12 protein-coding genes and 1 pseudogene are annotated in these 12,269 nt (G+C 64.6%); 4 read left to right on the top strand and 9 right to left on the bottom strand.

The features are described 5' to 3' along the window. Positions 1 to 101 precede the first annotated feature (101 nt). On the bottom strand, positions 102 to 905 hold the full coding sequence (locus ACREBX_RS07585) for a hypothetical protein (protein ID WP_431561141.1): 804 nt from the start codon (positions 903 to 905) through the stop codon (positions 102 to 104). Positions 906 to 968: 63 nt separating this feature from the next. On the opposite strand from ACREBX_RS07585, the gene ACREBX_RS07580 reads away from it, so the two are divergent. Genes ACREBX_RS07580 through ACREBX_RS07565 form a run of 4 tightly spaced genes read left to right on the top strand, consistent with a single transcriptional unit; the run spans position 969 to position 4,748 of the window. Further along, positions 969 to 2,150: a CaiB/BaiF CoA transferase family protein gene (locus ACREBX_RS07580; RefSeq protein ID WP_431561140.1), complete on the top strand. Its 1,182-nt coding sequence runs from the start codon at positions 969 to 971 to the stop codon at positions 2,148 to 2,150. Between the two features lie 5 nt (positions 2,151 to 2,155). Beyond that, positions 2,156 to 3,031 (top strand): crotonase/enoyl-CoA hydratase family protein, encoded by an 876-nt coding sequence (locus ACREBX_RS07575; protein WP_431561139.1) that lies wholly within the window; start codon positions 2,156 to 2,158, stop codon positions 3,029 to 3,031. Continuing rightward, a complete protein-coding gene (locus ACREBX_RS07570; protein ID WP_431561138.1) occupies positions 3,028 to 3,798 on the top strand; it encodes a crotonase/enoyl-CoA hydratase family protein in 771 nt (256 codons plus the stop codon). Before ACREBX_RS07575 ends, ACREBX_RS07570 begins: the two co-directional genes overlap by 4 nt. Positions 3,799 to 3,800: 2 nt before the next feature. Next, positions 3,801 to 4,748, top strand: coding sequence for a fatty acid desaturase family protein (locus ACREBX_RS07565; RefSeq protein ID WP_431561137.1), 948 nt, complete (start codon positions 3,801 to 3,803; stop codon positions 4,746 to 4,748). A 468-nt stretch (positions 4,749 to 5,216) separates the two neighbouring features. On the opposite strand, the pseudogene ACREBX_RS07560 reads toward ACREBX_RS07565, so the two are convergent. From ACREBX_RS07560 to phaR, 8 genes and pseudogenes are all read right to left on the bottom strand, one after another. Next, positions 5,217 to 5,981: pseudogene (locus ACREBX_RS07560) on the bottom strand (tyrosine-type recombinase/integrase); the annotation flags it as partial. Positions 5,982 to 6,229: 248 nt separating this feature from the next. Further along, a complete protein-coding gene (locus ACREBX_RS07555; RefSeq protein ID WP_431561136.1) occupies positions 6,230 to 8,548 on the bottom strand; it encodes a ribonuclease R family protein in 2,319 nt (772 codons plus the stop codon). A gap of 57 nt (positions 8,549 to 8,605) precedes the next feature. Then, positions 8,606 to 8,914: a hypothetical protein gene (locus ACREBX_RS07550; RefSeq protein WP_431561135.1), complete on the bottom strand. Its 309-nt coding sequence runs from the start codon at positions 8,912 to 8,914 to the stop codon at positions 8,606 to 8,608. An 85-nt stretch (positions 8,915 to 8,999) separates the two neighbouring features. Next, a complete protein-coding gene (locus ACREBX_RS07545; protein ID WP_431561134.1) occupies positions 9,000 to 9,155 on the bottom strand; it encodes a hypothetical protein in 156 nt (51 codons plus the stop codon). Further along, on the bottom strand, positions 9,155 to 9,640 hold the full coding sequence (locus ACREBX_RS07540; protein WP_431561133.1) for a DUF6644 family protein: 486 nt from the start codon (positions 9,638 to 9,640) through the stop codon (positions 9,155 to 9,157). Before ACREBX_RS07540 ends, ACREBX_RS07545 begins: the two co-directional genes overlap by 1 nt. Before the next feature lie 10 nt (positions 9,641 to 9,650). Then, positions 9,651 to 10,001 carry a DUF6152 family protein gene (locus tag ACREBX_RS07535; RefSeq protein WP_431561132.1) on the bottom strand — a complete coding sequence of 117 codons (351 nt, stop codon included), beginning with the start codon at positions 9,999 to 10,001 and terminating at the stop codon, positions 9,651 to 9,653. 71 nt (positions 10,002 to 10,072) lie between these two features. Beyond that, positions 10,073 to 11,599 (bottom strand): proline--tRNA ligase, encoded by a 1,527-nt coding sequence (gene proS / locus ACREBX_RS07530; protein WP_431561131.1) that lies wholly within the window; start codon positions 11,597 to 11,599, stop codon positions 10,073 to 10,075. Between the two features lie 43 nt (positions 11,600 to 11,642). After that, positions 11,643 to 12,185 (bottom strand): polyhydroxyalkanoate synthesis repressor PhaR, encoded by a 543-nt coding sequence (phaR, locus tag ACREBX_RS07525; RefSeq protein WP_431561130.1) that lies wholly within the window; start codon positions 12,183 to 12,185, stop codon positions 11,643 to 11,645. Positions 12,186 to 12,269: the final 84 nt, after the last annotated feature.

The following is a 12,269-nucleotide window of genomic DNA, read 5'->3' as shown; positions in this document are numbered from 1 at the left end:
GTCCCCGACCACCGACTGAAAGGCCGGGCGCATAAAACTACCCGAAGCTGACGATGGCGATTTTCCCCTGCCGACCCCACCCACCGTCCGCGTCCGCCAGGTCATGACGGCAAGCGATCATCAAAACCCAGATAGGCTTGCCATGCCTGCCGTCCGATATGGTCATAGGCGTCCATCTCGGCGATCAGTTGTGCCAGCGGCGCGGGCGAGCAGAGCACATCCGGCAGGAGCGGGTCGTGAACAATCGCGCGGATCGCGGCACGGCCATAGGACAAAGTCGCCGCAGCGGTCTGCGCCGGCGTTTCAGCAGCGATCTGCTTTCCGTGCTGCGCAAGATCTTGCGCAGCACGGACGAGGGGCAGCGTCGTCGCTTTGGCGTCCCACAACCCGCGATATTGTTCATCGCGCGCGCGATCGAGTCCGGTTGCGCTGGCCACGAACAGACGGTCGCCATAGCCGAAATCAGACAGGCGCTCGCGCGCCGCTTGGGCGCCGCCGACAAGATTGTCGGGTCTGACCCACAAACCGGGCTCGGCCTCGGCAAATCCATTGAAGTCAAAGGCCCGCAATGTCCGGCGCCACAGATTGCGGTCGGCGCGGTCCGCCGCCCCCACGACCGCCAAGAGCCATGCTCCATTCCATTCAACCCGCCGGGAAAGGACGTTACGCCAATCGCGCAGCCGGCGTTGCAGCGGCTCGCTGGCATGACCCCCGGCATAGATCCCCCGTTCGATCTGGCGGATGTGTCCTTCGGCATTCAGGCGCGTGATTGCGGTTCGCATCCCGGCGGCGCCAATTGCAAAGGCGGCACCAGCCCGGACGAGTTGCGCGGTCGAATAGCTCGCCTTCTCGCCGGTTGCGAACAGGTCGAGCACCACGATGCGCGCAGATATCGGCGTGTCCATCACTTATTGTTGCACAAAATAGCGAATTGAGCCAATATGAGAAACAAATAGGAAAGGTTGAGGATGATGGGACCCCTGGATGGCTTGGTGGTTATCGATCTGACCAGCGTGGTCGCCGGACCGCTGGCGACACAATTGCTCGCGCAGCAGGGCGCCCGCGTCATCAAGGTGGAACCGAAGGAAGGAGACCGGGCGCGCATGTTGGGTGCGATAGTGGCACCGGGTTTCAGTTCCGTCCACGTCACACTGAACGCCGGCAAGCAATCGGTCTCGCTCGATCTTGGCAAGGCGGCAGGTGTCGCGGCACTCCTGCGGCTTGTTGAGCGCGCTGACATACTCGTCCACAATTTCCGTCCCGGCGTGATGGAACGGCTTGGCTTGCCGGTCGAAACGCTGCGATCGATCCGCCCCGATCTGATCATCGCGCGGATCACCGGCTTTGGGCAGACAGGCCCTTTGTCGGGCGAACGCGCCTATGATCCGATCGTCCAGGCCGAAGCGGCGATGACGGTCCGTAACGAGGCGGGCGAGCCACGCCTCGCGCCGCAATATATATGCGACAAGACGACCGGCCTGTACGCGGCGCAGGCGATCACCGCGGCGGTCGCGGCTTATGCGCGGACGGGCAAGGCGACGGTCGTCGACATTTCGATGCTCGAGGCGGCCGTGGCCTTCGGATGGATCGACATCCATTCAAACGAGACTTTTGCCGAGGCGGTGCGCCCGCAGCCGGACATCGCCGCCGTCTATCGCCCGTGGCCGACCCGCGACGGATGGGTGGTGATCGTGATGCTGTCTGACGCCGAGTTCGCAGGTTGGGCCGCGGTGGTCGGCGCAGGCGACCGGCTTGATGATCCTTGCTTCAAGGACATGACCGCGCGTTTCCTCAACTGGGACAGGGTTCGCGCACTGGGCGAAGCAGCTCTTTCTGCCATGTCGACCAAGGAAGCGGTCCAACAGCTGCGCGCCGCTGGCGTGCCTTGCGGCATCGCCAATACATCGGCGATGCTGCGCGACATCGACCAGCTGACCGAAGACGGATTTCTTGTCGAAGCCGACGACGACCGCCTCGGCCGTGTGACAACGCCGCTTCCTGCGGCGCGCTTCGACGGTTTCCGCCGCATGGCCGTGCCCGCTTCGGCCGTCGGTGCCGAGACCCGCGCCGTTCTCGCCGAGCATGGATTTGATTCCGCCGAGATCGACGCCCTGTTCGAATCCCGCATCGCCCACACTGCCCCGGAGTGACAAAGATGACCTTCCAGACGCTACGTTATGAAACCGCAAACCGCACCGCGACGATAACCCTGTCGCGTCCCGACCGTTTCAATGCCATCGCCGACGGGATGCCGCGCGAAATCCGTGCCGCAGTCGAGCAAGCAGAGGCCGATCAGGACGTCCATGTGATCGTGCTGCGCGGCGATGGCCCCGGATTTTGCGGCGGCTACGACCTGAAACATTATGCCGAGCGCAAGGGCGCGATCAGCGGTTCGCAGGACATGCCCTGGGATCCGACGCTCGATTTTCAGATGATGTGGCGCAACACGCAGGATTTCATGTCGTTGTGGCGTGCAAGCAAGCCCACGATCGCGCAGGTGCATGGTGCGGCCGTGGCGGGCGGATCGGATATCGCGCTGTGCTGCGACTTCCTGATCATGGCCGAGGATGCGCGCATTGGTTATCCGCCAGCGCGTGTATGGGGGGTGCCGACCCCGGCGATGTGGGTGTACCGGCTTGGCCCCCAGATGGCCAAGCGGATGATGATGACCGGCGACCTGATCGATGGCCGCGAGGCGGTGCAGATCGGGCTGGCGCTGGAAGCCGTGCCCGAGGATGATCTGGATGCGGCGGTAGAGCGGCTGGCTGGCAGGCTGCGGGGCGTTCCCCGCAACCAGCTGATGATGACCAAGACGGTCGTCAACCAAGCCTATGACAATATGGGCCTCAACAACACGCAGATGTTCGCGACCTTTTTCGACGGCGTATCGCGGCATACGCCCGAGGGCATCTGGTTTCGCGAGCGCGCGCAGGAAGTCGGTTTCAAACAGGCGGTGGCCGAACGCGACAGCGGCGACCCGATCGCATCGCAGGTGTCGCGACGGATGCCGACCGAGGACCGGGCCGGATGACCGTTCGCATCACCGACGAGGGCGCGATCCGGACGATCGCCATCGTGCGGCCCGAGCGGCGCGGCGCGGTCGATCCCGAAACCGCGATTGCGCTGCGCGACGCCTTTGCATCGTTCGACGTCGACGCCGATTTGCGGGTCGCCATCCTGACGGGTTCGGACGGGCATTTCTGTGCCGGATTCGATCTGACCCGCGTGGGCGACGGCACATCGCGTTATGAAGCTGAAGGTCCCGGCCCGATGGGCCCCACGCGGATGCTGCTGACCAAACCTGTCCTGGCAGCGATCGAGGGACATGCCGTGGCCGGCGGGCTGGAACTGGCCCTTTGGTGCGATCTGCGGATCATATCCGAAACGGCCGTCTTCGGAGTATTCTGCCGCCGCTGGGGCGTGCCGTTGATCGATGGCGGAACGGTGCGCCTGCCGCGCATCGTCGGCCAGGGCCGGGCGCTCGACATGATCCTCACCGGCCGTCCGGTTGCCGCACAGGAAGCCATGACGATCGGGCTGGCCGACCGGCTGGTTCCCGCGGGGGAGGCGCTGGAGGCTGCAAAAGCGCTCGCCCGGGACATCGCAGCATTTCCGCAGACCTGCCTGCGCGCCGACCGTGCCTCGGCCTATGAACAATGGGATTTGCCGCTTGGCGAAGCGTTGATGGCTGAAGGGCGCGGCGGATTGGCACCGCTGCGCGAAGAGGCATCCCGCGGCGCAAAACGCTTTGCGGACGGCGCCGGCCGCAGCGGTACATTCGAAAACGGGAAAGGATGACAATGACCAGAACCCGGCCCCCCGCCGAGATGCCGCGGATCAACCTCCACCGTCACCTCACGCGCGAACAAATCCACGCGGTGCGTCAGCGCTCGACGCTGCACGGTATCGGCATGATCCTGCACTGCTGGGGCGTGATCGCCGCAGCAATGACACTGGTTGCCTTCTTGCCTAATCCGGTCACCATCCTGTTCGCGATGATGGTGATCGGTTCGCGTCAGTTGGGCCTGTCCATTCTGATGCACGAAGGCGCGCATGGCGGGCTCGCGGTGAACCAGAAACTCAACCTCTGGCTCAGCCAATGGTTCTGCGCCTTTCCCGTTTTTGCCGAAACGATCGCCTATCGACACTATCACATGGAGCATCACGCGCATGCCCAGACCGCAAAGGATCCCGACATCATCCTGTCGGCCCCCTTTCCGACGACGCGCGCCAGCATGCGCCGCAAAATCGTCCGCGACCTGACCGGGCAGACCGGTTTCAAACAAAGACGTGCGCAAATCGTCGCGGCACTGGGCCACGCCGACGCACCCGTCGCGGCGCGGGCTCGCTCGTTTCTCGAAAAACTTGGGAGGCCGCTGTTCGTCAACCTGCTGCTGTTCGGCCTGCTGTCCGCCATGGGCTATTGGTGGCTCTATATAGCCCTTTGGCTCGTCCCGCTTCTGACCTGGTATCAAGCGGTCACGCGCATCCGCAATATCGCCGAGCACGCGGTGCTGCCCCACGCCGATCCCTGGCAGGTTGCGCGAACGACGCGGGCCGGCTGGATCGCCCGCACCCTTCTCGCGCCCTACTATGTTAACTATCACGCCGAGCATCATTTCATGCTGTATGTACCATGCTATCGTTTGAAGACGCTCCATCGCCTGCTTATGAATAGCGGTATATTTGACCGGATGGAGGTACGGTCAGGCTATTTCGAGACGATGCGGATGGCGGCTCCGGGTTAAGCTAGAGGATTCAAGCTCGCGCCATCGCCGGACGGCACCGCGCGACGGCTGCTTTCGAGATGGATCCCGGCACGGCGCAATGTCTGAAATGGTGAAGGGTTTCGGGCGCGTGAGCGTACGAAAGCCTCTCATGCAGGAACCCGCGTGGGCTCCGGGACCGAGCTATGGGGATTTGTGCTTTGGTGTGGTCGGGAGGCTGCCGTGCGCGGTTGCGAGACGACCGCGGCGAAGGAGCTGGGGACGAGCTCGGCCAGCATAATCGAGGTCAGGAATCTCGATCTGTCCTTTCCGGGCACGCATTGCGCCTGCCACTAAGGTGGCGGGCGCAGGACGGCCCGGCCAGTGTCGCGCGGCCATTATTACGGATGATCCATGCCGGGTCATGACGCGATCTCCCGGATCGGCGCGGCGGCACTGGGCGGGGCGCGAGGTTGGCGCCATCGAACAAACACCTCGATGACGATCATCCTGGATCACGCGGATATCGACGTCCTGCTCGAGCAGGTGCGTGGCAAAGCTGTGGCGCAATGTGTGCGGACTAACTCGCTTGCGGATGCCGGCGACCTCCGCGGCTTCCTGAACCGCGCGGTGTAGCTGCCGGGCCGAGATCGGATCGGTGTAGCTGCGCCCCGGAAACAGCCAGCCATGGGGAAGCATGACGTTGCGCCGCTTGCCCTCGCGCCACCACATCCGAAGCAGCTACGGCGAGAGCATGGCATTGCGGTCCTTGCCTCCCTTGCCCTATTCGACGCAGATCAGCATGCGGGTGCTGTCGATATCGTCGACCTTGAGGTGCGCGACCTCCGACACGCGCAGGCCCGCGCCATAGGTAACGCCGAGTGCGGCCTTGTACTTGATCCCCGGCGCCGCTTCGAGCAGCCGCGCCGCTTCCTCGACGCTGAGCACCTCGGGCAGCTTGCGCGGATTACGGGTCACGACAAGCGAACGCGTCAGATCGCGCCGCCCGAGCGTCGCGGTGAACAGGAAGCGTAATGCCGAGACGGCTCCGTTGATGGTCGAGGCGCTCACGCCGCGCTCGTGCTGGCACAACTGAAAACGCCGAATATCCTCTGCCGTTGCCGTATCGGGCGGGCGTTCAAGGAATGCAGCGAAGCGTCGGACGTGGCGGATATAATCATGCTGGGTGTGCCGCCTCAGCCCGCGCATCATCATATCGTGCTGCATGCGCTGGCGCAGCGGGGTGACGGGGGCGTCGGTCGTAACGATAGTCATGGCAGGCTCCTCTTCGTTGAAGGAGCTCGATCATCTGCTTACTGTCCGTCTTGCTCAACGTCCCTGCCCGTCTTGCTCAACGTCCCTGCGTCACCCGCCGCCTCAGTCCATGCACCCGTCCCGCGAAGCTGGTTAGTGCATGAGGCGCAAAGCTGCCATTGTTCCGCTCGGCAAAAGGTTCAAATAGCCACCTCCAGCGAGTTATAATAAAGGTGCCCCTGCGAAAGCGGGAATGACGAAGGGATGCGTTAGCGCCGCTTGCCCTTGTGCTTGATATTCGCTGGTCGCCCGCGCTTCCCGACCATATGCTTGCTGGCGCCGTCTTTCCCAGTGCCCTTCCCTTTCACCCCGTCGCGGCGCGGGGGGCGGTTGCGAAAGCCGCCTTCGGGTGCATCGGGAAGCTCGAAGCGCAGCGCGCCGCTGATCGGATTGGCGTCCATCAGCCGGAGGTCGAGTCGCTGGCCGGTCGTAAAACTGACGCGGCCATGTTCGCTGTCGAGGCTGCGCGCGGCTTCGTCGTAGAAGAAGCGTTCGCTGCCGAGCGTCGATACCGGCACCAGCCCGTCGCCACCGAGACCGTCGACGGTGGCGAAGAAGCCGAAGGGCTGTACCCCGGTGATGCGCGCCTGCACGATCTCGCCCTTTTTGGTCGACAGATACGCGGCGACATAGCGGTCGACGGTCTCGCGTTCGGCCTCCATCGCGCGGCGTTCGAGCGCGCTGATCGTCTCGCCGATGCGGGACAGACCTTTGGCGTCGGCTTCGCCCAGCCCGGTGCGCGCGGGCAGATCCTTGGGCTTGCCGGGCATTTCGAGTTTGTAGCTGTCGACGAGCGCGCGGTGGACGACCAGGTCGGCGTAGCGGCGGATCGGCGAAGTGAAATGCGCGTAGCTGCCGAGCGCGAGGCCGAAATGTCCGGCGTTGGCGGGGCCGTAATAAGCCTGCGTCTGGCTGCGCAGGATCGCCTGCATGATCTCGGGCAACCGGTCGTCTTCGGAAAAGCCGTCGATCAGGCGGTTGAAGACCGCGGGGGTGATCACCTGCCCGAGCGCGAAGCTCCGTTCGAAGGTTTCGAGATAGTCCTTGAGGCTCACGAGCTTTTCGCGACTCGGCGGCTCGTGGATACGGTACATCACCGGCGACTTCTTCGCCTCGAGCGCCTTCGCCGCCGCGACGTTCGCCGCGATCATATAATCCTCGATCAGCCGCATCGAATCGAGCCGGTCGCGGACGCGGATTTCGGCAATGCCGCCCTGCTCGTCGAGAATGACCTGACGCTCGGGCAGATCGAGATCGAGCGGCGCGCGGGCCGCGCGCGCCTTGGCGAGCAGCGCCCAGCAGGCCCAGAGATACCTGAGCGTCGGGAGCACATCGGCGTCCCATTCTTCGCGCGGTGCGTCGGCGTCATAGGCGGCCTGCGCATGTTCATAGGCGATGTTGGCGCGCAGCCGGACGAGCGCGCGCGTGAAACGCCATGACGTCACTTTTCCGTGCTTGTCGATGACGAGGTGGCATGCCATCGCGGCGCGATCCTGCCCCGCTTTCAGCGAGCAAACACCCGCCGAAAGTGTTTCGGGGAGCATCGGCACGACCTGGTCGGGGAAATAGACGCTGTTGCCGCGCCGCCGCGCCTCGCGGTCGAGATCGCCGTCGGGACGGACATAATAGCTGACGTCGGCGATCGCGACGATCGCGCGGAAGCCGCCCTTGTTCGGACCCTCGGTGTCGGGGATCGCCCAGACGGCATCGTCATGGTCGCGCGCGTCGATCGGGTCGATCGCGACGATCGGCAGGTCGCGCAAGTCCTCGCGGCCCTCGGGGGTGAGCGGCAGCTTCGCCGCCTTCTCGGCCTCGGCGAGCGTTTCGGCGCCGAAGACATGCGGGATTTCGTGGCGTGCGATCGCGATCATGCTCAAGGCGCGCGGTGCGAAGGGATCGCCGAGGCGCTCGACGACCTTCGCCTTGATCGCGGGGCCGCGTCCGGTCAGTTCGGCGCGGACGAGATCGCCGACATTGGCATCGCCCTTGTCGGCGATCGCGAAGTCGTAGCGCGCGCGCTTGTCGGCGGGGCGCAGCCACAGGATCGGCTTGCCGCCCGGTCCCATATCCTCGACGAGCACGCCGATTACCGTCTCGCCGCCGGCTTCGAGCCGTTTCATCGGGTGCGCGACATGGCCGCTGCCGCGTTCCTCGGTGCGCGCGAGGATGCGGTCACCGACGCCGAGCGCGCCCTTGCGTCCCTGTTCGATCACGCGGAGCCTCGGTGCCGGCGTTGCAGCTTCCCAGCGTTCGGGCACCGCCCAGACGTTACTGCCATCAATCGCCGCGACGCGCAGCACAGTCACGCGCGGCAGCCCGCCATGCTTGTGGAACGCGCGTCCGGGCGCCAGATCGACGAGCCCCTCGTCGGTCATGTCCTTGAGCAGCGCCTTCAGCGCGATCTTGTCATTGCCGTGGAGCGCGAAATGCTTCGCGATCTCGCGCTTGCCGACGGCGTCCTTGCTCTCTTCGATGAAGCGAAGGATCTGCTCGGGCGTCGGCAGTCCATGATATTGTTTGCGGGCCATTGTCTGCGGATAGGGGGTAACGGGCGGTCCGTCACCCCCCTCACCTCCATGTGCGGATCAATAGGGCGAAATGTCGATTACCTGACCGTTCGACGAAGCCGTGCAGGTCGAGCGATAATGGCCGGTCGCCATCGTGAAGGTATAATTGCCGCCGCGTCCGCCGCGCTGGCTGACCGCGACGCGGCTGCCGCCGGGCGCGTTCTGATATTGATCCGCGCGGCGCTCGCATGCGGCGCGGGCCGCGTCGGGCCCGCCGCGGGCATAGCTGCGGTTTGCTGCGCGGCGATTGGACGCTTCCGCTTCGCCCGCCATAAAGACCGTCATTATAGCCGCGCGAATATTCGCTGTCGTGGTTCGCGTCGCCATCGCCATGCTTCTTCTTGTGACTGGCGAGCGCCGCGATCAGGCCGACGGCGGCAATCGCGCCAACGGCTGCGGCTGCATTGCCGCCTCAACCGCCGTGGCCGCATTCACCTGCCCCTACCTTGTCGACGCTGGCGTAGCGGCCATTGGCGATTACGACGCGCACGCACGTGTCGGTGTCGTCGTTCCACCAATATTGTCCGCCGTCCTTGAACTTTTCCATCCGGTAGCCGCGGCTTTGCATCAGCCATAGGCGATCCAGCGGCCCGACGCACCCGCTGCGAGCCACAGGAGCAGCGATGCCCCCGCCATCACCCGTGCGGCGCGAGGCGCCCCATCCGTCCAGTGCGTCATGTGCGTGTTCCAGACCCGTCGAAAGGCGGCCGCGTTCGCCAGCGCCGCGGTGATAATGATCAATTTTCGTTCGAAAATGGCCGACCGTGCCAGCGCCGCGCCGTCGGCGGCGAACAGGATTAAGCCGCTGGCCACCATGAGGATCAGTCCGGCGACGGCAACCGGCGTCAGGGCTCGCGACAGTTCCGCCACCGGCAGTCTCTGCCATAAACCCATGATCCGCAGGTCGACGACGCCGATTCCGCCGACCAGCATAACAAGGCCCAGGAGATGCAGCGTATTGGCAACGGGATAGACCAGCGCCGATCCGCGCGACCACGGCCCGATGCCGACCATGTCGAGCCACGCCGCGGCGGCGGTCAGGACGGGCTCCATGCGGCCTCCCTCAGCGCAGCTCGACTGTCTTCTTGCCGACCATCACGCGCTCGACCCGCATTTCGGCGGTGCCGTCGCGCCGAAGATAGCCGGTCAGGCGGAAGCGTTTGCCGGGCTCGATCTCCGCGCGCGTCAGCCCGCGCGCTTCCATGCGGCCGACCGGCGCCAAGATGACGTCCCAGACCTTGCCCTTCCAAGGCATCTTCGCGCTGCCATGCGGGTTTCCCCATGACAATTCGGTGAAAGACGCGGTCAGGGTGACCGGTTTGGTCTCGTCATAGGACGACCAGCCATGGTGGGCCGCGGCGGGAGGCGCGGCGAAGGCAAGCGTCGCAGCCGCGATCAATAAGGAAAAGCGCATCGACAGTCTCCTTCGAGCCCCTCGGCGCGAAGGTTAAAGGCGCGGCGCCCTTGGTGCAAGGGCGACCGGGCTCAATAGGTCCGCCCGACCAGCACACGCTCCACCGCCGGTTCGCCAGTGAAGAAGCAGACGCCGTCCGCCGGTGCGGCATCGAGCGGGGTGTTGCGCATCGTCAGCTTGAGCGCCTTGAGCTGGGCAACGATGCCGTCGAGCGCCGCACCGCTCGGCCGTGACCACTGCACCTCGGCCCAGCCGACGAATTTGTCGTCGCCGGCGAAGTGCGCCTTCAGGTCGGTGACGTCGCGGCGAATATTCGCATGCAGACGGTCCTTCGCCTCGGCATGAAGGTTCGACTGGATATTCTCCAGCGTCGCCACCGCTTCGGCCACGAAGTCGCCCTTGGCGACGAACGCCGAATTGAGCTTGCCGTCGTCCTTGTACAGCCGGTCGCGGCGGATCACCGCGACATTGCCGCCGGCGACGTCGCGCGGCCCGATTTCGACGATGATCGGCGCGCCCTTCTTGACCCAGCCCCAGCGCTTGGTCTGCGCCTTGTTGGCGGTCGCGTCGAGCAACACGCGCACGGGCTCGCGAAACGCATTGAGCGCCTTCAGCCGGCTTTCGAGATCGCGGCAATAGTCGAGGATCGCCTGATCCTCTTCATTGTCGCGGAGCATCGGCACAATGACGATCTGGTGCGGCGCGATGCGCGGCGGACAGCGGAGGCCGTCGTCGTCGCCATGCGTCATGATGACGCCGCCGATCATGCGCGTCGACGTGCCCCAGCTCGTCGTGTGGCAAAGGCTGTGGCCGCCGTCCTTGTCCTGGTAACGGATATTCGCCGCTTCGGCGAAACCGGTGCCGAGATAATGCGAGGTGCCAGCCTGCAGCGCCTTGCCGTCCTGCATCATCGCCTCGATCGAATAGGTCGCGACGGCGCCCGGGAAGCGCTCATTCTCGGGCTTTTCACCCGCAATCACCGGCATCGCGAGCACATCCTCGGCAAAGCTGCGATACATTTCGAGCGCGCGCAGCGTCTCGGCCATCGCGTCGGCCTTGTCGGCGTGTGCGGTATGGCCTTCCTGCCACAGGAATTCGCTGGTGCGCAGGAACATGCGCGTGCGCATCTCCCAGCGCACGACATTCGCCCACTGGTTGACCTTGAGCGGCAGGTCGCGCCAGCTCTGCACCCAGCGGCTCATCGCGGCACCGATGACGGTTTCCGACGTCGGACGGACGATCAGCGGCTCTTCAAGCTTCGCTTCGGGGTCGGGGATTAGCTTGCCCTTGCCGTCCTGAATCAGTCGGTGGTGCGTGACGACCGCCATTTCTTTCGCAAAACCATCGACATGGTCGGCTTCCTTCTCAAAGAAGCTCAAGGGAATGAAGAGTGGAAAATAGCAGTTCTGGACCCCGGCATCCTTGATCGCGGCGTCCATCACGGTCTGGATGCGTTCCCAGATGCCATAGCCCCACGGCTTGATGACCATGCAGCCGCGTACGCCCGATTCCTCGGCAAGATCGGCTTCGGCAATGACATCCTGATACCAGGCCGCGAAGTCGGCCTGCCGGGTGACGCTGAGCGCATGTTTGACCATGATATTCCGTATTTTCCGTAGCTGGGGCGCCGTGGCGGCCCGATTAATTCTTCTTGGCGAGCGCGGCCTTGAGTTCGGCGACTTCGGCCTTGAGCGCGGCGATTTCGGCATCCTTGGCCTTGCTGCCGACCGCGCCTGGAATGAACGCCCCTGCCGCCTGCTGGAACATCTCCATATTGCGACGCGTCAGTTCGGCGAGCGGGTTCGATCCCAAAGCGCCTTCGAGCGCCGAGCGGACGTCCTGCTGGTTCTTGCGGAACGCGGTCATCGAGGCTTCGAGATATTGCGGCACCATCGACTGCATCTTGTCGCCGTACATGCCGATCAGGTGGCGCAGGAAATTGACCGGCAGCAGCGTTTCGCCGCGCGTTTCCTCGTCCATGATGATTTGCGTCAGGACATTGTGCGTGATGTCATCGCCGCTCTTGGCGTCGACGACCCGGAAATCGCGGCCGTCGCGGACCATGGTGCCCAGATCCTCGAGCGTGATGTAGCAGCTGCGCTCGGTATCATAGAGCCGCCGGTTGGCGTATTTCTTGATCGTGACGACGCCATCTTCCGTCGCCCCCGTCCTGGACTTCGCCATCTTGACCTGCGCTCCTTGTATTCAGGGACAATGTATTCAGGGACAATGGCGATCGCGCCGCCCGGACATTCGAAGCGCTCGCAT

The organism is Sphingopyxis sp. (assembly GCF_050725655.1).
GTDB lineage: Bacteria > Pseudomonadota > Alphaproteobacteria > Sphingomonadales > Sphingomonadaceae > Sphingopyxis.
Note: the sequence above shows the minus strand (reverse complement) of the source record. Positions and strands in the feature narration are given on the sequence as shown.

Bases quoted from the DNA above. Each gene is read 5' to 3' on its own strand.
- proS (WP_431561131.1), bottom strand. From the start codon at position 11,599: ATGGTCAAACATGCGCTCAGCGTCACCCGGCAGGCCGACTTCGCGGCC.
- ACREBX_RS07535 (WP_431561132.1), bottom strand. From the start codon at position 10,001: ATGCGCTTTTCCTTATTGATCGCGGCTGCGACGCTTGCCTTCGCCGCG.
- ACREBX_RS07565 (WP_431561137.1), top strand. From the start codon at position 3,801: ATGACCAGAACCCGGCCCCCCGCCGAGATGCCGCGGATCAACCTCCAC.
- ACREBX_RS07585 (WP_431561141.1), bottom strand. From the start codon at position 905: ATGGACACGCCGATATCTGCGCGCATCGTGGTGCTCGACCTGTTCGCA.
- ACREBX_RS07540 (WP_431561133.1), bottom strand. From the start codon at position 9,640: ATGGAGCCCGTCCTGACCGCCGCCGCGGCGTGGCTCGACATGGTCGGC.
- ACREBX_RS07550 (WP_431561135.1), bottom strand. From the start codon at position 8,914: ATGGCGACGCGAACCACGACAGCGAATATTCGCGCGGCTATAATGACG.
- ACREBX_RS07545 (WP_431561134.1), bottom strand. From the start codon at position 9,155: ATGCAAAGCCGCGGCTACCGGATGGAAAAGTTCAAGGACGGCGGACAA.
- ACREBX_RS07570 (WP_431561138.1), top strand. From the start codon at position 3,028: ATGACCGTTCGCATCACCGACGAGGGCGCGATCCGGACGATCGCCATC.
- ACREBX_RS07580 (WP_431561140.1), top strand. From the start codon at position 969: ATGATGGGACCCCTGGATGGCTTGGTGGTTATCGATCTGACCAGCGTG.
- phaR (WP_431561130.1), bottom strand. From the start codon at position 12,185: ATGGCGAAGTCCAGGACGGGGGCGACGGAAGATGGCGTCGTCACGATC.
- ACREBX_RS07575 (WP_431561139.1), top strand. From the start codon at position 2,156: ATGACCTTCCAGACGCTACGTTATGAAACCGCAAACCGCACCGCGACG.
- ACREBX_RS07555 (WP_431561136.1), bottom strand. From the start codon at position 8,548: ATGGCCCGCAAACAATATCATGGACTGCCGACGCCCGAGCAGATCCTT.